A 22773-nucleotide genomic window follows, 5' to 3' on the forward strand; every position below is an offset into this window, starting at 1 on the left:
GGCAGCACCATGCAAACCCGTGAAGACATTTTCAACACCCTGCGCGACGCCCTGGTCGAACTGTTCGAGCTTGAGCCCGAGCGCGTCACCCTTCAGGCCAACCTGTACCAGGACCTGGAAATCGACAGCATCGACGCCGTCGACCTGATCGACCACATCAAGCGCAAGACCGGCAAGAAAATCGCCGCCGATGAGTTCAAGGCGGTTCGTACCGTCGACGACGTGGTCGAGGCGGTGTTCCGCCTGGTCAACACCGCCGCATGAAACAGCTGATTGGCCTGGGCCTGATCGTGGCCGGCCTGCTGTACCCCTTTGCGGTGTATTTCGGCATGGAGCACTTCGCCCCCTGGCAGTTCGGCCTGTTGCTGGGCTGCCTGTGGCTGGGCCGCGCCCTGACCGGCGAGCGGCGGCCCGGCAACGTGTGGATGGCGGCGCTGGCCATCGGCTTCTGCCTGTTGCTGGCGCTGTTCGACAACCCGCACCTGCTGCGCTGGTACCCGGTGCTGATCAGCAGCCTGATGCTGGCCGTGTTCAGCCTCAGCCTGCGCTACGGCATGCCCGTGGCCGAGCGGCTGGCACGGTTGAGCGAGCCGGTACTGCCGGACATCGCCATTGCCTACACCCGCAAGGTTACCCAGGCGTGGAGCCTGTTTTTCCTGGCCAACGGCCTGGTGGCCGCCGCCCTGACCCTGTGGGCGCCGCTGAGCTGGTGGACGCTGTACAACGGCCTCATCGCCTACGGGCTGATGGGGTTGCTGTTCGGCGCCGAATGGTTGATTAGACAACGCGTAAGAGGCCGCGCATGACCTGGATACCCCTTGAGCACCTGCTGCTCGAGCATGGGCCAAACCGCGAAGTCACCTTCGCGCCGGCCATGGACTGCCACCAACTGCGCCAGCGGGCCTTGTCCCTGGCCGCCGGGCTGCAAGCCCGGGGCGCCAAGCGCGTGGCGCTGTACCTGGAAGACGCAGGCGAACTGGCCGTTGCGCTGCTGGGCGCCTGGCGCGCCGGCGCCAGCGTGCTGCTGCCCGCCGACCTGCAACCGCAGACGCGCCAGCGCTGGGATGCCGAAGTCGACCTGTGGCTGACCGATGACGGGCCGGACCTGGCCAGCCTGTCCGCCACGGCGCTGGCCCCGGCTGCGCTGGACCTGGACGTGCTGCAACTCAAGCTGTGCACATCCGGCTCCAGCGGCGCGCCAAAGGGCATCGACAAATCGCTGCGCCAGCTGGCCAACGAGGTGCAGGCGCTTGACGCGTTGTGGTCGGCAGACCTGGGCGATGCCTGCATCATCGGCAGCGTGGCCACCCAGCATATCTACGGGCTGCTGTTCCGCGTGCTGTGGCCCCTGTGTGCCGGACGCCCGTTCGTACGCCAGCAACTGCCATTCGCCGAAGACGTGCAACGCCACAGCCGCGAGCACCGTCAGTTCGCCTGGGTCACCAGCCCGGCCCTGCTCAAGCGCATGGGCGACAACCTCGACTGGCCGGCCATGAGCGCGGTGGAGCGGGTGTTTTCCTCAGGTGGCGCACTGCCCGAGGACGCCGCGGCATTGCTGCAGCAGCGCATCGGCCAGCGCCCCACCGAAATCCTCGGCAGTTCGGAAACCGGCGGCATCGCCTGGCGCCAGCAGGACGCGCTGTGGCAGGCCTTCGCCGACATCCGCCTGACCCAGGATGCAGAGGGCGCGTTGTGCATCGAGTCGCCTTACCTGCCGCCTGGCCATGTGGAGCACACCGCTGACGCTGCCGAATTTGCCGCCGATGGCCGCTTCACCCTGCTGGGCCGTCTGGACCGCATCGTCAAGCTGGAGGAAAAGCGCGTGTCGCTGCCGATGCTGGAGCAGGCCTTGCTTGAGCATCCCTGGGTGCAGGACGTGCGCCTGGGCGTGATCCGCCAGGCGCGCGCCAGCCTGGGCGCCCTGCTGGCGCTCAGCGCCGAGGGGCTGCAAGCCTTGCACAGCAATGGCCGGCGCGCGCTGACGCAAACACTGCGCCGGCACTTGAGCGCCCATTGCGAAGCCCTGGCGCTGCCGCGCCGCTGGCGCCTGGTCAGCGAGCTGCCGTTCAACAGCCAGGGCAAACTGCCCCAGGCCCTGGTCGACAGCCTGCTGCTGGCACCACGCCCGAAAGCGGCCCAGGTGCTGGCCCGCCAGCACGTCGACGGCGAGTGGCAACTGCAACTGGGTGTGCCGGTGGACCTGGCGTACTTCAGCGGCCATTTCCCGGTGGCCCCGGTATTGCCGGGGGTGGTGCAGGTGGACTGGGCGCTGGCCCTGGGCCAGGAATGCCTGACGTTGCCACCGCGCTTTGCCGGCATGGAAGTGCTGAAGTTCCAGCAACTGGTGCGCCCCGGCGACCGGCTGGACCTGACCCTGCGCTTCGACGCCGAGCGCGGCAAGCTGCATTTCAGCTATCGCCAGGGCGGCAACCCCTGCTCCAGCGGCCGTATCCTGCTGGAGCCCGCCCATGCATAAACCTTGCGCCGTTATTCCGGTGTACAACCACGAGCTGGCGGTGCCAGCGGTGGTCGACGAACTGCTGGCAGCGGGCCTGCCCTGCGTGCTGGTGGACGATGCCAGCAGCGTGGCCTGCGCCCAGGTACTGCAGCAGCTGGCCGCCAGGGCCGATGTCTGGCTGGTGCAACTGCCCGTCAACCAGGGCAAGGGCGGTGCGGTCATGGCCGGCCTGCGCGAAGCCGCTCGGTTGGGCTTCAGCCACGCCCTGCAGGTAGATGCCGACGGCCAGCACGACCTGCAGGACATCGCCCGCTTCCTCGAGCAATCACGCCAGTACCCGCACGCGCTGGTGTGCGGCTACCCGCAATACGACGCCAGCGTGCCCAAGGGGCGCCTGTACGCCCGCTACCTGACCCACGTGTGGGTGTGGATCAACAGCCTGTCGCTGCGCATTCCCGACTCGATGTGCGGCTTTCGCGTGTACCCGCTGCCCGTCACCCTGGCCCTGATCGACCGGGTCAGCCTGGGCCGGCGCATGGACTTCGACCCTGAAATCCTGGTACGCATGGCCTGGCAGAACCAGGCCATGCAGTGGCTGCCCACCAAAGTGCATTACCCCCAGGACGGGCTGTCGCATTTCCGCCTGTTCCACGACAACGCCCTGATCTCCAAGATGCACGCCAAACTGTTCTTCGGCATGCTGCTGCGCCTGCCGCTGATCCTGTGGCGGCGGTGGCGGGCATGAGCGACCAGCACTGGGCCGATCATCAGGAGCGTGGCAGCTTCTGGCTGATGAAGCTGACCGCTTGCGGCGTGCGCGTGCTGGGCCGCCGCCTGCTCAGCCCTATCCTGTACGGCATCGTGTTGTACTTTTTCCTGTTCGGCCGCACGGCCCGGCGCGCCGCCTGGCAGTACCAGCAGCGCCTGGCCGACTGGTCGGGCCGCGCGCAGCTAAAGCCCACTCACTGGCGGGTGTTCCGCCAGTTCATGGCCTTCGCCGAAGCGCTGCTGGACAAGCTCGACGTGTGGAACGGCAAGCTCAATATCCAGCAGATCGAGATCGTCGACACCGCCAACCTGCGTCAGCAATTGCGCGCGCCGCGCGGGCAGATGCTGGTGGGCGCGCACCTGGGCAACCTTGAGGTGTGCCGGGCGCTGGCCGAGCTGGGCGAACAGGTGACCATGAACGTGCTGGTGCACACCCGCCACGCCGAACGCTTCAACCGCCTGCTGGGCGAAGCGGGCGCCACCAACCTGCGGCTGATCCAGGTCAGCGAGCTGGACCCGGCGGTGATGCTGCAACTCAGCCAGCGCCTGGACCAGGGCGAGTGGCTGGCGATTGCCGGCGACCGCGTGCCGCTGCACGGCGGCCGCCACGTGCGCGTGGACTTCCTCGGCCACCCGGCAGCCTTCCCGCAAGGCCCGTGGCTGCTGGCCGGCTTGCTCAAATGCCCGCTCAACCTGCTGTTCTGCCTCAAGAGCAACGGTCGCTACCGGGTCATCCTGGAGCCGTTCGCCGAGGCCATCCACTGGCGCCGCAGTGACCGCGACCAGGTGATTGCCCACTGGGCCGCCCGCTACGCCGAGCGCCTGGGCCACTACTGCCTGCAGGCCCCCGGGCAATGGTTCAATTTCTACCCATTCTGGAAGACCGATGACGACTCCCGTGCTTGAGCCGGTAACCTTTGGCGAACACCCCCTGAGTATCGAAGCCCTGCTGGCCGTGGCCAACCGCCAGGTCGCCAGCCGCCTGCAGGACGATGCCGCGTACCGCGAGCGCATCGCCAAGGGCGCGCGCTTCCTGGACTCGCTGCTGGACAAGGAAGGCGTGATCTACGGCGTGACCACCGGCTACGGCGACTCCTGCGTGGTGGCGGTGCCGCTGCAACATGTCGAGGCCCTGCCGCGCCACCTGTACACCTTCCACGGCTGTGGCCTGGGCAAGCTGCTTGACCCGCGCGCCACCCGCGCCGTGCTGGCGGCGCGCTTGCAGTCGCTGTGCCACGGCGTGTCCGGGGTGCGCATCGAACTGCTGGAACGCCTGCACGCGTTCCTGGCCCACGACGTGCTGCCGCTGATCCCGGAAGAGGGCTCGGTGGGCGCCAGCGGCGACCTGACACCGCTGTCCTACGTGGCCGCCACCCTGTGCGGCGAGCGCGAAGTGCTGTGGCAAGGCGAACGTCGCCAGGCGCTGGACGTGCATCGCGAGCTGGGCTGGCAGCCCCTGGTGCTGCGCCCCAAGGAAGCCCTGGCCTTGATGAACGGCACGGCAGTGATGACCGGCCTGGCGTGCCTGGCGTATTCGCGCGCCCAGTACCTGCTGCAACTGGCCACGCGTATCACCGCTTTGAACGTGGTGGCGCTGCAAGGCAACCCCGAGCATTTCGACGAGCGCCTGTTTGCCGCCAAGCCGCACCCCGGCCAGGTTCAGGTAGCCGCGTGGCTGCGCCAGGACCTGGCCATCGACGCCCCCACCGCACCGCTGCACCGCCTGCAAGACCGTTACTCGCTGCGCTGCGCCCCCCATGTGCTGGGTGTGTTGGCCGACAGCCTGGGCTGGCTGCGCAGTTTCATCGAAACCGAGCTCAACAGCGCCAACGACAACCCCATCATCGATGCCGAGGCTGAACGGGTACTGCACGGCGGCCACTTCTACGGCGGCCACATTGCCTTTGCCATGGACAGCCTGAAGAACCTGGTGGCCAACGTCGCCGACCTGCTGGACCGCCAACTGGCGCTGCTGGTGGACACCCGCTACAACCATGGCCTGCCCAGCAACCTGTCGGGCGCCAGCGCCGAACGCGCCATGCTCAATCATGGCTTCAAGGCCGTGCAGATCGGCGCCAGCGCCTGGACTGCCGAAGCCCTGAAAAACACCATGCCGGCCAGCGTGTTCTCGCGCTCCACCGAATGCCACAACCAGGACAAGGTCAGCATGGGCACCATCGCCGCCCGCGACGCCCTGCGCGTGCTGGAACTGACCGAGCAAGTGGCCGCCGCCACCCTGCTGGCCGCCCAGCAGGGCGTGTGGCTGCGCAGCCGCGACGCCGACGCCCGGCCACTGCCGGCGCCCCTGGCAGACATGCACCGGCAATTGGCCCAGGACTTCCCCCCGGTCATCGAGGACCGTGCCCTGGAAGGCGAACTGCGCCTGTGCCTGACCCGCATCGCCGAACAATACTGGAGGCTGCATGCGTAGTCAGGGCGCCATTCACGCCGATACCGAAGTGCTGGTGCCTTTTTTCGACATCGACACCATGCACGTCGTCTGGCACGGCCATTACGTCAAATACCTGGAAGTGGCCCGCTGCGCGCTGCTGGACCACATCGGCCACAACTACACGCACATGCTGGAATCCGGCTATGCCTGGCCGGTGATCGACCTGCAGCTGCGCTACGTGCGCGGCGCCACCTTCGGCCAGCGCCTGCGCGTGCGGGCCAGCCTGGTGGAATGGGAAAACCGCCTGAAGATCAACTACCTGATCAGCGACGCCGTGACCGGTGAACGCCTGACCCGTGCCAGCACCGTGCAGGTGGCGGTCGATGTGGTCAGCCGCGAGATGCAACTGGCCTCGCCGGCAGTGTTCGTCGAAGCCGTGCAGAGGTGCCTGCCATGCGCCGACTGATCTGCGCGCTAGCGGTGATGCTGCTGGCCTGCCAGGCCCAGGCTTTCGACCTGCATGAACTGAGCACGCAAATGGCCCGGCCGGCCGTGGTGCGCGGCCCGTTCATCCAGGAAAAACACCTGCGCGCCCTGCCCTTGCCGTTGACCAGCCAGGGCACCTTCGTGCTGGCTCGGGACGCCGGCCTGCTGTGGCTGCTGAAGACGCCGCTGCAACAGGACTACCGGATTACCGCCCAGGGCATCGCCCGCCGCGACCCGTCGGGCTGGCAGATGCTGCCCGAGCGCAATGCCGGCAGCGAGCAGAACCGGCTGTTCTTCGCCGTGCTGCAAGGCGATACCAGCGCCCTGGAACGCGATTTCGAACTGCAACTGGAAGGCGACAGCCGCCACTGGCAACTGCGCCTGGTGCCGCGCTCGCTGCTGCTCAAGCAGATCTTCACGCAGATCCGCATCAGCGGCGGCCAATACGTGGAACGCATCGAACTGAGTGAAACCCAGGGCGACAGCACCGTGTTGCGCATGCCCGACAGCACCAGCGGCGCCGCCCTGACCGACGCGGAGCACCACGACTTTGCTCAATGAACGGCAACTGCCGCGGCTGTTCCTGCTGTTGCTGGTGGCCGTCATGGCGCTGGCCGCCTGGCAATGGCACGGCGCCTCGCCGCTGTCGGCCAACCTGATGGAGCTGGTACCCGGCGGCAAACCCGATGCCCTGGAGCAGCGCGCCGAACAGCGCATGCAGGAGCCGCTGAACCGCGAGCTGCTGGTGCTGGTGGGCCACGCGGACAAGCAGCAGGCCATCGCACTGGCGCAGTCACTGGCCAGCCAATGGCAGGCCAGCGGGCTGTTCGAGAAAGTGCAGTGGAACCTGCAGGCCGATCTGCCGGCGTTGCGCGCGCAACTGTTGCGTGGCCGCCTGGCCATGCTGGGCAGCGCCGACCGTGCACTGCTGATCAATGACCCGGATGCCTTCATCCAGCAACGGGTACGCAGCCTGTTCGACCCGTTCGCAGGCTTCAGCCTGGTGGCCAGCCAGGACGACTGGCTGGGCCTGACCGCCCGTATCCAGGCCAGCCAGCCCAGCCATGGCGCCGTGCAACTGGACATCGGCAGTGGCGCGCTGCTGGCCGCCGCCGACGGCCAGCAGTGGGTACTGCTGCGCGCCCGCACCCTGGGCGACGCCTTCGACATGAAGCTGCCGCTCAAGGTCGATGATCTGCTGAGCCAGGCCCGCCAGCAAGCGGCCCAGGCCCATGGCCAGCTGCTGGCCGCCAGTGGCCTGCTGTACGCCGCCAACGGCCAGCGCGAGGCCAGCCGGGAAATCGCCTGGGTCGGTGGTGGTGCCACGCTGGGCATCCTGTTGTTGCTGCTGTTGGCCTTCCGCCGCTGGCGGGTGTTGCTGGCGTTCACCCCGGTGCTGGTGGGCATGCTGTTCGGCGCCACCGGCTGCATCGCAGTGTTCGGCCACATGCACGTGATGACCCTGGTATTGGGCTCGAGCCTGATCGGCGTGGCAGTGGACTACCCGCTGCATTACCTGTCCAAGGGCTGGAGCCTGCGGCCTTGGCACAGTTGGCCGGCGCTGCGCCTGACCCTGCCGGGCCTGAGCCTGAGCCTGGCCACCAGTTGCATCGGCTACCTGGCGCTGGCCGCCACGCCCTTCCCGGCGTTGACGCAAATTGCCGTGTTCTCCGCCGCCGGCCTGGTGGGCGCCTACCTGACGGCCGTGTGCCTGCTGCCGGCCCTGCTCAAGGGCATCGACCTGCGGCCGGCGCAGTGGCCGCTGACCCTGGCCCAACGCTTGATCGACGTGCGCCAGGCGCTGCTGGCCAAGGTCGCCAGCCCGTGCTTGCTGGCCATTGTGCTGGCGTTCTGCGCGGGCGGCCTGTGGCACCTGACGGTCAAGAACGACATCCGCCAGTGGGTGGGCGCACCGCCGCAACTGCTGGAACAGGCCCAGGCCGTGGCCCGTATTACCGGCTACCAGCCCACCAGCCAATTCTTCCTGATCCAGGCCGATGATCCTCAGCAGTTGCTGCAACGCGAGCGGGCGCTGGACCAGCGCCTGGACGACCTGGTCAAGCAAGGCCGCCTGCAGGGCTACCTGGGGCTGTCGCAACTGCTGAGCAGCGACGCCGAGCAGACGCAGTTGCGCGATGCCCTGGCCCGCCTGCCCGACCATTGGCAACCGCTGGTGGCGCTGGGCATTCCCGAAACGGCGCTGCGTACTGAACTGGCCGGGTTGCAGGCGCTGGCGCCGCAAACCATCGACCAGGCGCTGCAAGGCCCGCTCAGTGAGCCGTGGCGCGCGCTGTGGCTGGGCGCCGACGAACACGGTGTGGCCGCCATGGTCAGCCTGCAGGGGCTGGCCAACAGTGGCCTGCTGCAGTCGGTGGCGCAGGCGTTGCCGGGCGTACGCCTGGTGGACCGCCTGGGCGCCCTGAATCAGGTATTCGCCGCCACCCAGGTCAGCGCCGCGGAGTTGAAGCTGTTGTCGTGCGTGCTGATCGTGTTGCTGCTAATTCTGCCGTTCGGCCTGCGCGGCGCCCTGCGCATCGTCGCCCTGCCGCTGCTGGCAGCGCTGTGCAGCCTGGCCAGCCTGGGCTGGCTGGGGCAGCCGCTGACGCTGTTCAGCCTGTTCGGCCTGCTGCTGGTGACGGCCATCAGCGTCGACTACGCCATCCTAATGCGTGAACGCATCGGCGGCGCGGCCGTGAGCCTGCTGGGTACCCTGCTGGCGGCGGCCACCACCTGGCTGTCGTTCGGCCTGCTGGCCGTGTCGAGCACGCCGGCGGTGAGCAACTTCGGCCTGTCAGTCAGCCTGGGCCTGGCCTTCAGCTTCCTGCTGGCGCCCTGGGCCGGCGAGCACACCGCGAAGGTGCAGCCATGATGGTGGCCTGTTTCTGGCTGCTGGCCTTCGTCCTGTTTGCCCTGGCCACCCGCCTGGGCAACCTGCTGGGCATCATCCCGGTGGTCAGCCAGTTGCTGCTGGCCACCTTCGGCCTGCCGCTGCTGATGGGCCTGTGGATAACCCCGCACTGGCACCTGGACGGCGCCGCGCTGGTGGCACCGGAGTGGCTGAAGGGCTTGTACAGCCTGAGCTTTGCGCTGCTGCTGGGGCATATCCTCAGTGACGTGATGCAGGTGCGCCCCGATCGCCAGAGCCTGAAGATCGCCCTGCCCAGCTTCCTGGTGCCCTTCATCGCCGGGCTGGCGTGCGGGGTGTGGCTGTTGCCGGCCCAGTCGTGGCTGAGCACCCTGGCCCTGGGGCTGGTGTTCGCCATCACGGCCATCCCGGTGCTGTACCTGTACCTGCGCCACATCAATTACCCGCCGGCGGCGCTGGGCCGGCTGATGCAGGCCGCCATCCTCATCGACCTGACCTGCTGGACCCTGTTCGGCCTGGGCCAGGGCAGCCTGCACCTGGCCAGCCTGGCCTTGCCGCTGGTGGTGGGTTGCACACCGCTGCTGCTGCACCTTCTGCGCCTGCGCCAGCCCCTGCTGCACGGCGCGCTGTTTTTGGCGCTGCTGGTGGCGGCCGAGCACTGGCGCTTCAATGCGCTGATCTTCGGCATCGTCTACCTGATGTGGCTCAAGCGCCTCAAGCTGGAGCTGCGCCTGCCGCTAAACCCGGTCTGGATGAAAGCCGTGCAGAACGGCCTGGCGATACCGCTGATCATGACCTTCGGCATCGTCCAGATCGATGTGCACGCCGCGCTGCAAGGCCTGGGCTGGCTGCCAATGGCGGCGCTGCTGGCCGCGCCCGTCGCCAGCAAGGTGCTGGGCAACTGGCTGGGCCTGTGCTGGGCCACGCCCTCGTTCGCCGGCGCCAGCCGCTGGCGCGAAAGCCTGCTGCTGAATATTCGCGGCTTGAGTGAGATCGTCTTTCTCAACCTGCTGCTGCAACAACACCTGCTCAGCCCCGCGCTGTATTTCGCGCTGATGCTGATGGGCCTGTTCGCCACGCTGTTACCCGCGCTGGCCGGCCTGCCGAGGATCCCTTTGAATACCGCTCAACCTGCAAGGAGGCGTCATGCCGAACACTGAAATGGAACAACGCCAGGTAGTGGTGATTGGCGCGGGGCCATCCGGTGCGATCGCCGCCGCCCTGCTCAAGCGCCGTGGCCATGATGTGCTGATCATCGAACGCCAGCGCTTCCCGCGTTTCTCCATCGGCGAAAGCCTGCTGTCGCACTGCATCGACTTCATCGAAGAAGCCGGCATGCTGGAGGCGGTCGAGGCCGCAGGCTACCAGCGCAAGAACGGCGCGGCCTTCGCTTGGGGCGATGAATACAGCGCCTTCGATTTCGGCGACACCTTCAGCCAGGGCAAGCCCAGCACCTTCCAGGTGCAGCGCGCCGACTTCGACAAGTTGCTGGCTGATCAGGCCGAGTTGCAAGGCGTCGAGATTCGCTACGAAGAAGAAATCGTCAGTGCCGACTTCAGCGGGCCGCGTCCGCAGCTGCGCAGCCGCCGCCTGGACGGCAGCCAATACAGCGTCAGCGCCACCTTCGTGCTCGATGCCAGCGGCTACGGCCGCGTGCTGCCGCGCCTGCTGGCCCTGGAAGCACCGTCCAACTTCCCGGTGCGCAAGGCGGTGTTCACCCACATCGAAGACCGTATCGACTGCCAATCGTTTGACCGCGAGAAGATCCTGGTCACCACCCACCCCGAACACCGCGATGTGTGGTTCTGGACCATCCCGTTCAGCAACGGCCGCTGCTCGCTGGGCGTGGTCGCAGCCGCCGAGCGCTTCCACGGCCAGGATGACCTGGACGCCTGCCTCAAGGGCTTCGTGGCGCAAACCCCAAGCCTGGCCCGCGTGCTGCAGAACGCCGAGTGGGACACCCCGGCGCGCACCATCGGTGGCTATTCGGCCAACGTCACCACCCTGCACGGCCCCGGCTTCGCCTTGCTGGGCAATGCGGCGGAATTCCTCGACCCGGTGTTCTCCTCGGGCGTGACCATCGCCATGCGCTCGGCGAGCATGGCCGCCGGCCTGCTGGACCGCCAACTCAAGGGCGAAACCGTGGATTGGCACAGCCAGTTCGCCGAACCGCTCAAGCGCGGCGTCGACACCTTCCGCGCCTACGTGGAAGGCTGGTACGACGGCAGCTTCCAGGACGTGATCTACCACCCCGGCAGTTCGGCCGAGATCCGCCGCATGATCAGCTCGATCCTGGCCGGCTACGCCTGGGATGAGCGCAACCCTTTCGTGGCCGAGCCCAAGCGACGCCTGCGCATGCTGGCTGAAGTGTGCGCGCGGGTGCCAGCATGAACGGCCCGTACCTGAGCAACACCTACGTGGAGGAAACCCGCTTCGGTTTCTGGTTCCTGCGCAGCCACACCTGGCAGCACCATGTGCTGCGCGTGGCCGTCAATGACCTGCGCAGCCTGTTCAGCGAGCCGCTGCCCAGCGCCCCAGTGCTGCTGGACGCCGGCTGCGGCCAGGGCAAGTCCTTCCAGTACCTGCTTAAGGTGTTCGCCCCGGGGCAAATGCTGGGCAGCGACGCCGACCCGCACAGCGTCGACCTCAGCCGCCGCGAGGCTGCACGCCTGGGCGTCAATGCCCAGGTACAGGGCGCGGACTGCGCCAGCCTGCCGTATGCCGACGCCAGCGTCGACCTGCTGTTCTGCCATCAGACCTTCCACCACCTGGTGGAGCAGGAGCAGGCCCTGGCCGAGTTCTACCGCGTGCTCAAGCCCGGCGGCTACCTGCTGTTCGCCGAATCCACCGAGGCGTACATCGACACCTGGGTGATCCGCTGGCTGTTCCGCCACCCCATGCACGTGCAGAAGAGCGCCGCCGGTTACCTGGACATGATCCGCCAGCAGGGCTTCGAGTTCGACGCGCGCAACGTTTCCTACCCGTACCTGTGGTGGAGCCGGGCCAAGGATTTCGGCCTGCTGGAACGCCTGCGCCTGCGCAAGCCCAAGCCGTTCGGCCAGCGCGAGGAAACGCTGGTCAATGTGGTGGCGCGCAAGCCGCTGGGTGCTCAACCATGAAACGCCTGCTGTGGCTGGGCTTTGCCTTATTGCTAAGCGCCTGCGCCAGCCGTGCGCCGCTGCCGGCGCGACTGCCGCAATTGGCGCTACCGCTGCAATTGCACGTGCAGCGCCTGCAAGGCCAGCAGCGCCAGGACTGGCTGCTGGTGATCCAGCAACAGGACAACGGCCTGCGCTGGTCGATGATCGATCCGCTGGGCATCCCGGTCGCCCGGCAGAAACTGCTGGACGGCGAGTGGCAAGCCGATGGCCTGCTGCCGCCCAATCCGGCGGCACGTGAATTGTTCGCCGCCTTGCTGTTCGCGTTCACCGACGCACAGGAACTGCCCCAGCTGTACCCCACCGCCACCCAGGGTGATCACCTGCGCCAACTGGGCAGCCGCTGGGCCGTGCGCTACCGCGCCAGCACCGACCTGACGCTGACCCTGGACCAGGGCCTGCGCTATGAAATCACGCCACTGCCCGTAGAGGCCTCACCATGACCGCCTACTTCAATGCCCTGGGCCTGACCTGCGCCCTGGGCCGCGGCCAGGCCCAGGTTGCCCGCGCCCTGCTGGCCGGCGAAAGCCCGGGCATGCGCGCCGAAGCCGGCTGGGTGGCCGAGCGCGAACTGCCCGTGGGCGCCGTGCCAGACGAACTGCCCGCCTTGCCCGCCCACCTGGCCAGCCACCACAGCCGCAACAACCAGCTGCTACTGGACGCCGCCTTGCAGATCGAAGCCCCTCTGAGGGCCGCCACCCAGCGCTACGGCGCCCACCGGATCGCGGTGGTGCTGGGCACCAGCACTTCAGGCATCGACGAAGCCAGCCAGGACATTGCCGCCTACCTGCGCGACGGCCAGTTCCCGGCCGGCTACCACTACGGTCAGCAGGAGCTCAACGCCCCGGCGGACTTCCTGGTCGAGTGGCTGGAACTGTCAGGGCCGGCCTACGTCATCTCCACCGCGTGCACCTCCAGCGCCCGGGCGTTGATGAGTGCCCGGCGCCTGCTGGACCTGGGCCTGTGCGATGCGGTGATCTGTGGCGGCGTGGACAGCCTGTGTGCGCTCACTCTCAACGGCTTCAGTGCGCTGGAAGCGGTGTCGGACCAGCGCTGCAACCCATTCTCGGGTAACCGCCGGGGTATCAACATCGGCGAGGCCGCCGTGCTGTTCCTGATGAGCCGCGAAAACCTCGGCGACCAGCCCCGCCCCCTGGCACTGCTGGGCGCCGGTGCCAGCTGCGATGCGCACCATATTTCCGCCCCGGAGCCTTCGGGCCGCGGCGCCATGCAGGCGATGGACAAAGCCCTGCGCCAGGCGGGCATCGCCGCCAGCCAAGTGGATTACCTGAACCTGCACGGCACTGCCACCCCGCACAACGACGCCATGGAAAGCCACGCAGTGGCCCAGGTGTTTCCGGCGGGCGTGCCCTGCTCGTCCACCAAGCCTTTGAGCGGCCACACCCTGGGTGCGGCTGGCGCGCTGGAAGCGGCGTTCTGCTGCCTGAGCCTGAACGAAAACGCCCTGCCGCCCCACCTGTGGGACGGCGAGCCTGATGAGTCACTGCCCGCCCTGGCCTGGGTGCTGCCCGGCCAGCGCCTGGCCACCGCTGGCCCACGTCGCCTGATGAGCAATTCGTTTGCCTTCGGGGGCAACAACGTCAGCCTGATAATTGGAGACGCCCCATGATTGCCTGGCCCGTCGCCGAGCTGCTGCCCCATGCCGGGGACATGATCCTGATCGACCACGTCGAATCGTTCGACGAAGACAACATCCACGTCCACGTCACCGTGCGCGCCGGCGGCCCCTTCAACCGCGAAGACGGCAGCCTGCCGGCCTGGGTCGGCGTCGAGCTGATGGCCCAGACCGTGGCGGCCTACGCCGGCTGCCGCGCGCGCCAGAACCAGCAACCGGTGGAGCTGGGCTTCCTGCTGGGCACGCGCAAGTTCGAATGCAACGTGGAGCACTTCCCCGTCGGCAGCCCCCTGCAGATCCACGCCCTGCGCTCGCTGGAAGATGAAAGCGGCATGGGCGTGTTCGAATGCCACCTGCGCGGCCCCGGCATCCAGGCCAGCGCCCGTCTCAACGTTTATCGCCCGCCCCAGGCTGCACAGTACCTGGGCGCGGCACAGGAGTCCTCGCATGTCTGAATCCATTCTGGTCACCGGCTCCAGCCGCGGCATCGGCCGCGCCATCGCCCTGCGCCTGGCCCAGGCCGGTTTCGACCTGGTGCTGCACTGCCGCAGCGGCCGCGCCGAAGCCGAAGCGGTGCAGGCCGAAGTGCAGGCGTTGGGCCGCCAGGCCCGCGTGCTGCAGTTCGATGTGGCCGACCGCGCCACCTGCGCCCAGGTGCTGCTCGACGACGTCGAAACCCACGGTGCCTACTACGGTGTGGTGTGCAACGCCGGCCTGACCCGTGACGGCGCCTTCCCGGCCCTGAGCGAGGAAGACTGGGACCTGGTGATGCGCACCAACCTGGACGGTTTCTACAACGTGCTGCACCCGGTGATGATGCCCATGATCCGCCGTCGCGCGCCGGGGCGCATCGTCTGCATCACCTCGGTGTCGGGGCTGATCGGCAACCGCGGCCAGGTCAACTACAGCGCCTCCAAAGCCGGCGTGATCGGCGCCGCCAAGGCCCTGGCCATCGAGCTGGGCAAACGCCGCATCACCGTCAACTGCGTGGCCCCTGGCCTGATCGACACCGCCATGCTGGACGAGAACGTGCCGGTGGAAGAGCTGATGAAGATGATCCCCGCCCAGCGCCTGGGCACCCCTGAAGAAGTGGCCGCCGCCGTCAACTTCCTGATGTCGGCCGAAGCCGGCTACATCACCCGCCAGGTGTTGGCGGTGAACGGGGGGCTGTGCTGATGAAGCGCGTCGTCGTCACCGGCATGGCCGGCATCACCTCGCTGGGCAGCGACTGGGCGTCCATCGCCAGCCGCTTTGCCGAGCAGCGCAGCGGCATCCGGCGCATGGATGAATGGGACCGTTTCGAAGAACTGAACACCCGCCTGGCAGGCCCTATCGATGACTTCCAGGTGCCCGCGCACTGGACGCGCAAGCAATTGCGCAGCATGGGCCGCGTGTCACGGCTGGCGGTGGGCGCCGCCGAGCAGGCCCTGCGTGATGCCGCCCTGCTGGACGACCCGATCATCCGCGACGGGCGCATGGGCGTGGCCTGTGGCTCGTCCACCGGCAGCACCGACGAGATCAAGGCCTTCGGCAACATGCTGCTCAACTCGGTGGCCGAGGGGCTGAACGCCAACTCCTACGTGCGCATGATGCCGCACACCACGGCGGCCAACATCAGCATCTTCTTTGGCCTGACCGGGCGGCTTATCCCCACCTCCAGCGCCTGCACCAGCGGCAGCCAAGGCATTGGCTACGCCTACGAGGCCATCAAGTTCGGGCGCCTGCCACTGATGCTGGCCGGCGGCGCCGAAGAGCTGTGCCCTACCGAGGCCATGGTGTTCGATGCCCTGTACGCCACCAGCCTGAAGAACGACGCCCCGCACACCAGCCCGCGACCCTACGACAGCGGCCGCGATGGCCTGGTGATCGGTGAGGGCGCCGGCATGCTGGTGCTTGAGGAACTGGAACACGCCCTGGCCCGTGGCGCGCACATCCACGCCGAGATCGTCGGCTTCGGCAGCAACGCCGACGGCCAGCACACCACCCGCCCCGAGCAGGCCACCATGCGCCGCGCCATGGAGCTTGCCCTGGAAGATGCCAACCTGGCACCGGACGCCATCGGGTACGTCAACGGCCACGGCACCGCCACCGAGCAGGGCGACATCGCCGAGACCCAGGCCACCAGCAGCCTGTTCGGCGCGCGCATGCCCATCAGTTCGCAGAAGAGCTACCTGGGCCACACCCTGGGCGCCTGTGGCGCGCTGGAGTCCTGGTTCAGCATCGAAATGATGAACCGCGACCAGTACGTGCCCACCCTCAACCTGGACGCCATCGACCCGCTGTGCGGTGAGCTGGACTACCTGCGTGGCGAGTTCCGGCACATGCGCAACGAATACGTGATGAACAACAACTTTGCCTTCGGCGGCGTCAACACTTCGCTGATCTTCCGCCGCTGGTCCTGACTTTCAAACCTGGAGAAAATGGAATGTCTTCCATGCTACGCCTGCTGTTGGTTGTCCTGATGCTGTCCAGCGTGACCGCCTGCACCAGCCGCAAAATCATCACCCCCGACCGCACCGTGTCGGCCACCATCAGCACCAGCAAGGCGCAGATCAAGCAGGCGATCCTCAGCACCCTGGATGCGCGCAAATGGACGGTGGAGAGCATTGGCAACGACGTGATCAGGGCCCAGGTGGTGGTGCGCAACAAGTACACCGCCAAGGTCGACATCACCTACGACGCCAACCATTACCGCATTGCCTACCGCGACAGCCAGGACCTGGACTACAAGAATGGCAAGATCAACCGCAACTACAACCGCTGGGTGATCCTGCTGGACCGCAGCATCCTGCGCAAACTCAAGGGCGAGCAGAACGACGCGCAAGCCGAGCGCGACGCCGCCGAGTTGCAGGCCAACTGATTTCTGACCACGTAAAAGGAGAGACACGATGCAGATCAAACAGTGGGCCGCTGCGGCCACCCTCGCCCTGTGTGCCCTGCCGGGCATCAGCCAGGCACGCGATACCCAGCTCTACCTGCCGTTTCAGAAGGTGGTCGCGCAAATGACCAGCGAAGGCAAGATCGACGGTAGCGTGAAGTTCTACCTGGCCGGCAACACACCACGCGGCAAAATCACCGTGGTCAGCCCCAACGCCGTCACCAACAAGAAGACCAACGCCTTCAACAAGTCTGACGTCGAAGCCTGCGAATGGGCCTTGCAGTCGGCCATCCTGACCCTGGATGCAGCGGCGAAGAAGGTCGGCGCCAACGCCGTGACCAACATCGTCAGCTACTACAAATCCAACGCCCACGCCGACGCCACCAACTACGAATGCCACGCTGGTGCGTTCATTGGCGGTGTAGCGTTGAAAGGTGATTTGAGCAAGGTGCAGTAGCACCGACTGTAGCCGCTGCCGCCAGGTCGCGTCACGACGCCGCGCGCTGGCTGATCCACCGCGCCGCCTGTGACGCAGCCTTCGGCAGCTGCTACAGAGTTGCGGCGTACGCTGTGGGAGCAAAGCTTGCTCGCGATGGCATCGGCGCTGTGACCCTGAAGACCGTGTCGCCTGCATCGCGGCCAAGGCCGGCTTCTACCCCAGATAGCGTAGGAGCCGACTTTAGTCGCGATGCAGGCGACGCGGTTTCAAGACTGTTGCTGCAGGGGACGGTCAGAGCTGGAACCGGCCAACCATATTCTTCAGGTCATGGGACAAGCCCGACAGCGACTGGCTGGCCTCATCGATCTGCCCGGCGCCTTCGGAGGTCTGGATCGACAGGTCGCGGATGTTGACCAGGTTGCGGTCGATCTCACGGGCTACCTGGGCCTGTTCTTCCGAGGCGCTGGCGATGACCATGTTGCGTTCGTGGATCAAGGAAATCGCCGCGCTGATTTCGTCCAGCGCGGTGCCGGCGGTCTTGGCGGCATCCAGGGTAGATAGCGCCTGATCGTTGTTGGCCTGCATGGTCTCCACCACTTTGGCGGTACCTTGCTGGATGGCGGCGACCATTTGCTCGATTTCCTGGGTGGAGGTCTGGGTGCGGCCGGCCAGGGCACGGACTTCGTCGGCTACCACGGCAAAGCCACGGCCCGCTTCACCGGCGCGAGCCGCCTCGATGGCAGCGTTAAGCGCCAGCAAGTTGGTCTGCTCAGCCACGCCACGAATCACGTCGAGGATCTTGCCGATGTCCTGGGAGTGGGCAGCCAGCTCCTTGACCTGATCGGAGGCATCCTCGACACGCTCACCCATGCGCTGGATGGCGATGATGGTGGTGTCGACGCGCTGACGCCCCAACTGCGCAGCCTTGGTCGAATCGCTGGACGCATCGGCCGTAGACACGGCGTTGCGCGCCACTTCCTCGACCGCTGCGGTCATCTCGTTGACTGCGGTGGCGGCCTGCTGGATTTCGGCGTTCTGGTTGTTCAGGTCGCCGGAGGTCTGGTTGGTGATGGCAGTCATTTCTTCCGACGCTGCCGCCAATTGGTGCGACGAATCGCCGATCAGGCGCAGGGTGTCGATCAGGCTCTTCTGCATGTTGACCAGCGAATTCAAGAGCTCGGCGGCTTCATCCTGGCCTTCCACGTTGATGCGGCCAGTGAGGTCACCCTTGGCAATACGGCCAGCGGCGCTCACGGCTTCTTCCAGCGGCTTGACGATGCTGCGGGTCAGCATCCAGGCCAGCGCAACGGTCAGCAGGAACACAATCACCAGCACCGCGATGGTGGTCTGGATAGCGGTGTCATAGCTGCCCTTGGCGGCGGCGGTGTACAGCGCCGATTCCTGCAGGTTGATTTTCACCAGCTCGTTGAACAGGTTGCCGGTTTGGTCGGACAGGTCCTGGATCGGGCCGTTGAGCAGCGCGACCATGGCCTGGGTATCACCCTGGTCGGACAGCGCCTGGTAGCGCGACAGTTGCTCCTGGTAACGGCTGACCACGCTTTGCATCTGGCTGAACGCCGAACGCGCCGCCTCGGGCACGATCGGGGTATAACCCTGGATGGCCTTGTCCAGCTCACCGCGCAGGAAGGTCATGCGGTCCAGCGCCGGGCGCAGTTGCGCCGGGTCACGGTTGAGCATCAGGCGGAACGTCAGCACGCGAATGCCCAGCGAGTTGTCGCGGATGCTGCCCAGCCAGCGCGTACCGGCATGGGAAACCTCTTCGGTATGAATCACCGCCTCGCGCATGTGCGTGATCTGGTTCATGGAGAAGAAGCCAAAGCCCAGCATGAGCAGGCTGATCAGGCCAAAGCTGAGGAAAGCACGGGTCGAGATGCGCAACTGACGGACGTTCATAGGGACTCCAGGGGGATAACTCGCCCTGTATTCATCGGCCTGGGGTGCGACAACTTGAACGTACCGTTTCGACCATTTTTCAAGTAGTTGACTGACGCGTCACCATGTCCACAAACGCCTGGGCCATGGCCGAGGTGCTGGCCTTGCGCTGTACCAGCCACACCGAGGTGATGGCTTCCGGGTCGAGAAGCTTGCGGTAGACGACTCCGTCGATACGCATCGACTGGTAGGAAGCCGGCAGCACCGAGACACCCAGGCCGGCCGACACCAGGCCGATGATGGTCATGGCCTCGCCCGCTTCCTGGGCAACATGCGGGCTGAACCCGGCCTGGGCCGCCAGGCTGATCAGCTGCGCGTACAGGCCGCTGCCGTAGCTGCGCGGGAAGAATACGAATGGCTCTTGTGCCAGGGCCGCCATGTACAAACCGTCCTCGCTGCCCTGGGCCAGGGGGTGATCGGCATTGAGCACCGCCACCAGCGGCTCGCTGAACAGCTCTGTCCAGGTGAGCGAGTCAGGTAGGGGCAGCGGGCGGATCAGCCCGACTTCGATGGTTTCATCCACCAGCGCGTCGGCCACGCCCTTGCTGCTCATCTCCTCAAGGTTCAGGTGCACCGCCGGGAACGCCTGGCGGAAGGCATAGATGGCCTTGGGAATCCCGGAGTTGAACGGCGCCGACGAGGTGAAGCCAATCTTCATCTCACCCAACTCGCCCAACTGCGCGCGGCGGGCCACGTCGGCGGCCTTGTCCACTTGCGCCAGCACCAGCCGCGCCTCCTCCAGAAACAGCCGCCCCGCTTCGCTCAACGCCACCCGACGATTGGTACGCTCGAACAACCGCGCGCCCAGTTCCTGCTCCAGCGCCTGGATCTGCTGGCTCAGCGGCGGCTGCGAGATGCCCAGCAGCTCTGCGGCGCGGCCAAAGTGCAGCTCCTCGGCCACGGCGATGAAGTAACGCAGGTGTCGCAGTTCCATGGAGGCCCTCGATTAGGTCGTAAAAGCTATCAAATGGGTCGAACAATATATTGGAAAGAATAATTAGCCGGCTATATGCTTTTTTCACTGACCCCTTTCTGCTGCCCCTTCGAGGCCCCGCGTGAAAACTGCCGCTGCACCCCAGCACCAAGAAGTACCCCCCACCTCCCTTGCCGACGTTGCCGCGCACCTGAGTGAGGCCTACATCGAGAAAGGCACGCCGCTGTTCATGCGCACCGTGCTGGCGCTGTTCTCCGGCGGCTTCGCCACCTTTGCCCTGCTGTACTGCGTGCAACCGATGATGCCGATCCTGTCCAAGGAATTCGCCATCAACGCCGCGCAAAGCAGCCTGATCCTGTCAGTGTCCACCGGCATGCTGGCCATCGGCTTGTTGATCACCGGCCCCATCAGCGACGCCATCGGCCGCAAGCCGGTGATGGTCTTCGCCCTGTTCGCCGCCGCCCTGTGCACCCTGGCCAGCGCCATGATGCCCACCTGGCAAGGCGTGCTGGTGATGCGCGCACTCACCGGTCTGTCCCTCAGCGGCCTGGCCGCCGTGGCCATGACCTACCTGAGCGAAGAGATCCACCCCCAGCACATCGGCCTGGCCATGGGCCTGTACATCGGCGGCAACGCCATCGGCGGCATGAGCGGGCGGCTGATCAGCGGCGTACTGATCGACTTCGTCAGCTGGCACACGGCAATGCTGGTCATCGGCGGCCTGGCGCTGATCGCGGCCACGGTGTTCGTGAAAATCCTGCCTGAGTCACGCAACTTCCGCCCGCGCACAATGAACCCGCGCGGCCTGCTGGAAGGCTTCACCATGCACTTCAAGGACGCCGGCCTGCCGTGGCTGTTCCTGGAAGCCTTCCTGCTGATGGGCGCCTTCGTCACCCTGTTCAACTACATCGGCTACCGCCTGCTGGACGCCCCATACCACATGAGCCAGGCGCTGGTGGGCCTGCTGTCGGTGGTGTACCTGGCGGGCATCTACAGCTCGGCCAAGGTCGGCGCCCTGGCGGACCAGCACGGCCGCCGCAAAGTGTTCTGGATGAGCATCACCCTGATGTTCGCCGGCCTGCTGGCCACCCTGCTCAGCCCGTTGCCGGTGATCATCGTCGGCATGTTGATGTTCACCTTCGGCTTCTTCGGCGCCCACTCGGTGGCCAGCAGCTGGATCGGGCGGCGGGCGACCAAGGCCAAGGGGCAGGCTTCTTCGTTGTATTTGTTCAGTTATTACGTGGGGTCCAGTGTGGCGGGGACCTTGGGCGGGGTGGCTTGGAACTATGCGGGGTGGAACGGGGTTGGGGTGTTTATTGGCGGGTTGTTGGTGGTGGCGTTGATGGTGGCGGCGCGGTTGGCCAGGTTGGCGCCGTTGGGCAAGGTGACTTGAACGGTACTGCCCCCCCTTGCTTTGCCATTTTCAAGGTCTGGACTGAGCAACCGAGGGGCGCTCGCCCATTGCTTGAGATCTTTTTTCGCGCCACGCCATCCAATCACCTACCACCAACGGGAATCGGTCGTGCTGCTCCGTCCACCTTCTCAATGCTGGGTCAATCCACCCAATTAATTCCAAAATATCCTCATGCAGAGCGTGTAGTGGATTCCACAGCAACGGCTCGTGATGGAAGCAACGATTACGAAAGGTTCTAGCCGCATTTAAGCGAGATCTAATAACATCAGGGCGACGACGGTGACTCGGACAATAATGAAACACCCTCATCAGAGGTTTGGAAATATGCGTGATTGATGAACGATTGAACAACGTAGTCCAAAATCCGAAACTCAATTCTGCGACGATATCATCGTGGCCAAAATTCCGACGACGACGTCCCAAATCCCGTTTTGCCTCACCGATTTTTCGGTATAACGCCTGAAAAGCCGGCATATCGAGATCTGCCCACTCTTCGTACCAATCCGAGCGCTTATACTCAAAGATCATTTCTTTCTGAATACCGTTCCGAACAGCAACTTCCAGCACGTGAAATATACACACTAAAGATTCAGCCACCCTCATGTTATGAGTATACGCCTCAACAGCATGGCCAACCTCACCATCATGACAGTTCAAATACCGAGACATCCTCGGCGTTGATAGCCTTGCTTCTAATATTTGCCATGCCATTGGCTACCAAAACTCCTAAGCGCTTCAATATTGATAATTACAATAATCATACGCACGCTATGCCTAAAGCTAGAGTGAAGCTGTTTCAAATTATTTGAGAGTTTGACTATCCTGACGGGACTCAGTAGCCTTGCATTACTGCCCTAGCACCTCCACTCCCGGGCTGAAGAAACGGTGAAGAGACTAGGTATGTCATGGCCCTGCATTGCAGGGCCTTCTCGTTTCTGATTTCCCCGTCCGCTCGCCGATACCATCCATCAATCCCATCGCTGCCGCCAGGCTGCGGGTGCCTTCGCGTGCACTGAAAACAGCGCAACCTGCGGCAGCAGGCCTTCACAAAGTGCGGGGGTTACATCTGCTCACGCTTGGGGCGGGCTGGTCCTACAAATTCTTTATAGAATCCGAAAGTCTTGAAGGACATTTCCCAAAGGCCGGAAGTGGGGTTGTTGAAGGGGAAGTGTGGCCGCATAGTCCGGCGGTCGCGTTTTCAGCGGCCTGGATTTAGCAGTCCGGCTCACTCCCCATGCAGCTCGTCGTTGGACCGAGGCGTTTCGTATCGCCCTCAGTTTATGGCTACTGCACATGGGGCATCTTCGGATGCGCCGGGGTGGGAGTGACCCGGTCTGCTAATCCGTGTGCAGTTGCCACCTGATCGTTTAGCAGCGACGCGTGGCCAATCA

Annotated in this window: 23 protein-coding genes; 20 read left to right on the forward strand and 3 right to left on the reverse strand. The window is 65.6% G+C overall.

Going from position 1 to position 22773, the window contains the following annotated elements:
* Positions 1-9: 9 nt before the first annotated feature.
* From ACZ9GA_RS26200 to ACZ9GA_RS26290, 19 genes are read left to right on the forward strand one after another with little or no spacing between them, the layout of a single operon-like run.
* Entirely contained in the window at positions 10-264 is a 255-nt protein-coding gene (locus ACZ9GA_RS26200) for an acyl carrier protein (protein WP_457359694.1), read from the forward strand.
* Positions 261-806 carry a COG4648 family protein gene (locus ACZ9GA_RS26205; RefSeq protein ID WP_457359692.1) on the forward strand — a complete coding sequence of 182 codons (546 nt, stop codon included), beginning with the start codon at positions 261-263 and terminating at the stop codon, positions 804-806. Before ACZ9GA_RS26200 ends, ACZ9GA_RS26205 begins: the two co-directional genes overlap by 4 nt.
* Complete coding sequence (locus tag ACZ9GA_RS26210; RefSeq protein ID WP_457359690.1) at positions 803-2476, forward strand: ApeI family dehydratase; 1674 nt, start codon at positions 803-805, stop codon at positions 2474-2476. The genes ACZ9GA_RS26205 and ACZ9GA_RS26210 overlap by 4 nt, the downstream gene beginning before the upstream one ends.
* Positions 2469-3203: a glycosyltransferase family 2 protein gene (locus ACZ9GA_RS26215; RefSeq protein ID WP_457359688.1), complete on the forward strand. Its 735-nt coding sequence runs from the start codon at positions 2469-2471 to the stop codon at positions 3201-3203. Before ACZ9GA_RS26210 ends, ACZ9GA_RS26215 begins: the two co-directional genes overlap by 8 nt.
* On the forward strand, positions 3200-4132 hold the full coding sequence (locus ACZ9GA_RS26220; protein WP_457359687.1) for an LpxL/LpxP family acyltransferase: 933 nt from the start codon (positions 3200-3202) through the stop codon (positions 4130-4132). The genes ACZ9GA_RS26215 and ACZ9GA_RS26220 overlap by 4 nt, the downstream gene beginning before the upstream one ends.
* Positions 4113-5657 (forward strand): HAL/PAL/TAL family ammonia-lyase, encoded by a 1545-nt coding sequence (locus tag ACZ9GA_RS26225; protein WP_457359685.1) that lies wholly within the window; start codon positions 4113-4115, stop codon positions 5655-5657. The genes ACZ9GA_RS26220 and ACZ9GA_RS26225 overlap by 20 nt, the downstream gene beginning before the upstream one ends.
* Positions 5650-6084 (forward strand): acyl-CoA thioesterase, encoded by a 435-nt coding sequence (locus ACZ9GA_RS26230; RefSeq protein WP_457359683.1) that lies wholly within the window; start codon positions 5650-5652, stop codon positions 6082-6084. Before ACZ9GA_RS26225 ends, ACZ9GA_RS26230 begins: the two co-directional genes overlap by 8 nt.
* On the forward strand, positions 6072-6665 hold the full coding sequence (locus tag ACZ9GA_RS26235) for an outer membrane lipoprotein carrier protein LolA (RefSeq protein WP_457359681.1): 594 nt from the start codon (positions 6072-6074) through the stop codon (positions 6663-6665). The genes ACZ9GA_RS26230 and ACZ9GA_RS26235 overlap by 13 nt, the downstream gene beginning before the upstream one ends.
* 43 nt (positions 6666-6708) lie before the next feature.
* Complete coding sequence (locus ACZ9GA_RS26240; protein WP_457363647.1) at positions 6709-8973, forward strand: MMPL family transporter; 2265 nt, start codon at positions 6709-6711, stop codon at positions 8971-8973.
* On the forward strand, positions 8970-10130 hold the full coding sequence (locus ACZ9GA_RS26245) for a sodium:proton antiporter (protein WP_457359679.1): 1161 nt from the start codon (positions 8970-8972) through the stop codon (positions 10128-10130). Before ACZ9GA_RS26240 ends, ACZ9GA_RS26245 begins: the two co-directional genes overlap by 4 nt.
* A complete protein-coding gene (locus ACZ9GA_RS26250) occupies positions 10117-11361 on the forward strand; it encodes an NAD(P)/FAD-dependent oxidoreductase (protein ID WP_457359677.1) in 1245 nt (414 codons plus the stop codon). Before ACZ9GA_RS26245 ends, ACZ9GA_RS26250 begins: the two co-directional genes overlap by 14 nt.
* Complete coding sequence (locus ACZ9GA_RS26255; RefSeq protein ID WP_457359675.1) at positions 11358-12089, forward strand: class I SAM-dependent methyltransferase; 732 nt, start codon at positions 11358-11360, stop codon at positions 12087-12089. The genes ACZ9GA_RS26250 and ACZ9GA_RS26255 overlap by 4 nt, the downstream gene beginning before the upstream one ends.
* Positions 12086-12571: a hypothetical protein gene (locus ACZ9GA_RS26260; RefSeq protein ID WP_457359673.1), complete on the forward strand. Its 486-nt coding sequence runs from the start codon at positions 12086-12088 to the stop codon at positions 12569-12571. Before ACZ9GA_RS26255 ends, ACZ9GA_RS26260 begins: the two co-directional genes overlap by 4 nt.
* Positions 12568-13758, forward strand: coding sequence for a beta-ketoacyl-[acyl-carrier-protein] synthase family protein (locus ACZ9GA_RS26265; protein ID WP_457359672.1), 1191 nt, complete (start codon positions 12568-12570; stop codon positions 13756-13758). Before ACZ9GA_RS26260 ends, ACZ9GA_RS26265 begins: the two co-directional genes overlap by 4 nt.
* Entirely contained in the window at positions 13755-14219 is a 465-nt protein-coding gene (locus tag ACZ9GA_RS26270; protein WP_457359670.1) for a hotdog family protein, read from the forward strand. The genes ACZ9GA_RS26265 and ACZ9GA_RS26270 overlap by 4 nt, the downstream gene beginning before the upstream one ends.
* Positions 14212-14940: a 3-oxoacyl-ACP reductase FabG gene (gene fabG / locus ACZ9GA_RS26275; protein ID WP_457359668.1), complete on the forward strand. Its 729-nt coding sequence runs from the start codon at positions 14212-14214 to the stop codon at positions 14938-14940. Before ACZ9GA_RS26270 ends, fabG begins: the two co-directional genes overlap by 8 nt.
* Positions 14940-16166, forward strand: coding sequence for a beta-ketoacyl-ACP synthase (locus tag ACZ9GA_RS26280; protein ID WP_457359666.1), 1227 nt, complete (start codon positions 14940-14942; stop codon positions 16164-16166). The genes fabG and ACZ9GA_RS26280 overlap by 1 nt, the downstream gene beginning before the upstream one ends.
* 23 nt (positions 16167-16189) lie before the next feature.
* Positions 16190-16624, forward strand: a complete 435-nt coding sequence (locus ACZ9GA_RS26285) for a hypothetical protein (protein ID WP_457359664.1) — start codon at positions 16190-16192, stop codon at positions 16622-16624.
* A 28-nt stretch (positions 16625-16652) separates the two neighbouring features.
* On the forward strand, positions 16653-17099 hold the full coding sequence (locus ACZ9GA_RS26290; RefSeq protein WP_457359662.1) for an excinuclease: 447 nt from the start codon (positions 16653-16655) through the stop codon (positions 17097-17099).
* A 273-nt stretch (positions 17100-17372) separates the two neighbouring features.
* Here the strand turns inward: ACZ9GA_RS26290 and ACZ9GA_RS26295 are convergent, their stop codons facing one another.
* Together ACZ9GA_RS26295 and ACZ9GA_RS26300 are read right to left on the reverse strand one after the other, a co-directional pair.
* Entirely contained in the window at positions 17373-18995 is a 1623-nt protein-coding gene (locus tag ACZ9GA_RS26295) for a methyl-accepting chemotaxis protein (RefSeq protein ID WP_457359660.1), read from the reverse strand.
* A 79-nt stretch (positions 18996-19074) separates the two neighbouring features.
* Positions 19075-19968: a LysR family transcriptional regulator gene (locus ACZ9GA_RS26300; RefSeq protein WP_457359658.1), complete on the reverse strand. Its 894-nt coding sequence runs from the start codon at positions 19966-19968 to the stop codon at positions 19075-19077.
* A 121-nt stretch (positions 19969-20089) separates the two neighbouring features.
* Here ACZ9GA_RS26300 and ACZ9GA_RS26305 point away from each other — a divergent pair, with 121 nt between their 5' ends.
* Positions 20090-21361, forward strand: coding sequence for an MFS transporter (locus ACZ9GA_RS26305; protein WP_457359656.1), 1272 nt, complete (start codon positions 20090-20092; stop codon positions 21359-21361).
* Between the two features lie 30 nt (positions 21362-21391).
* Here ACZ9GA_RS26305 and ACZ9GA_RS26310 read toward each other — a convergent pair whose 3' ends face one another.
* Positions 21392-21949 (reverse strand): hypothetical protein, encoded by a 558-nt coding sequence (locus tag ACZ9GA_RS26310; protein ID WP_457359654.1) that lies wholly within the window; start codon positions 21947-21949, stop codon positions 21392-21394.
* Positions 21950-22773 lie beyond the last annotated feature (824 nt).

The organism is Pseudomonas sp. TE3644, assembly GCF_056278815.1.

Bases quoted from the DNA above. Each gene is read 5' to 3' on its own strand.
- ACZ9GA_RS26240 (WP_457363647.1), top strand. From the start codon at position 6,709: ATGGCGCTGGCCGCCTGGCAATGGCACGGCGCCTCGCCGCTGTCGGCC.
- ACZ9GA_RS26210 (WP_457359690.1), top strand. From the start codon at position 803: ATGACCTGGATACCCCTTGAGCACCTGCTGCTCGAGCATGGGCCAAAC.
- ACZ9GA_RS26250 (WP_457359677.1), top strand. From the start codon at position 10,117: ATGCCGAACACTGAAATGGAACAACGCCAGGTAGTGGTGATTGGCGCG.
- ACZ9GA_RS26285 (WP_457359664.1), top strand. From the start codon at position 16,190: ATGTCTTCCATGCTACGCCTGCTGTTGGTTGTCCTGATGCTGTCCAGC.
- ACZ9GA_RS26295 (WP_457359660.1), bottom strand. From the start codon at position 18,995: ATGAACGTCCGTCAGTTGCGCATCTCGACCCGTGCTTTCCTCAGCTTT.
- fabG (WP_457359668.1), top strand. From the start codon at position 14,212: ATGTCTGAATCCATTCTGGTCACCGGCTCCAGCCGCGGCATCGGCCGC.
- ACZ9GA_RS26215 (WP_457359688.1), top strand. From the start codon at position 2,469: ATGCATAAACCTTGCGCCGTTATTCCGGTGTACAACCACGAGCTGGCG.
- ACZ9GA_RS26205 (WP_457359692.1), top strand. From the start codon at position 261: ATGAAACAGCTGATTGGCCTGGGCCTGATCGTGGCCGGCCTGCTGTAC.
- ACZ9GA_RS26280 (WP_457359666.1), top strand. From the start codon at position 14,940: ATGAAGCGCGTCGTCGTCACCGGCATGGCCGGCATCACCTCGCTGGGC.
- ACZ9GA_RS26255 (WP_457359675.1), top strand. From the start codon at position 11,358: ATGAACGGCCCGTACCTGAGCAACACCTACGTGGAGGAAACCCGCTTC.
- ACZ9GA_RS26245 (WP_457359679.1), top strand. From the start codon at position 8,970: ATGATGGTGGCCTGTTTCTGGCTGCTGGCCTTCGTCCTGTTTGCCCTG.
- ACZ9GA_RS26220 (WP_457359687.1), top strand. From the start codon at position 3,200: ATGAGCGACCAGCACTGGGCCGATCATCAGGAGCGTGGCAGCTTCTGG.
- ACZ9GA_RS26300 (WP_457359658.1), bottom strand. From the start codon at position 19,968: ATGGAACTGCGACACCTGCGTTACTTCATCGCCGTGGCCGAGGAGCTG.
- ACZ9GA_RS26200 (WP_457359694.1), top strand. From the start codon at position 10: ATGCAAACCCGTGAAGACATTTTCAACACCCTGCGCGACGCCCTGGTC.
- ACZ9GA_RS26265 (WP_457359672.1), top strand. From the start codon at position 12,568: ATGACCGCCTACTTCAATGCCCTGGGCCTGACCTGCGCCCTGGGCCGC.
- ACZ9GA_RS26225 (WP_457359685.1), top strand. From the start codon at position 4,113: ATGACGACTCCCGTGCTTGAGCCGGTAACCTTTGGCGAACACCCCCTG.
- ACZ9GA_RS26230 (WP_457359683.1), top strand. From the start codon at position 5,650: ATGCGTAGTCAGGGCGCCATTCACGCCGATACCGAAGTGCTGGTGCCT.
- ACZ9GA_RS26290 (WP_457359662.1), top strand. From the start codon at position 16,653: ATGCAGATCAAACAGTGGGCCGCTGCGGCCACCCTCGCCCTGTGTGCC.
- ACZ9GA_RS26235 (WP_457359681.1), top strand. From the start codon at position 6,072: ATGCGCCGACTGATCTGCGCGCTAGCGGTGATGCTGCTGGCCTGCCAG.
- ACZ9GA_RS26270 (WP_457359670.1), top strand. From the start codon at position 13,755: ATGATTGCCTGGCCCGTCGCCGAGCTGCTGCCCCATGCCGGGGACATG.
- ACZ9GA_RS26260 (WP_457359673.1), top strand. From the start codon at position 12,086: ATGAAACGCCTGCTGTGGCTGGGCTTTGCCTTATTGCTAAGCGCCTGC.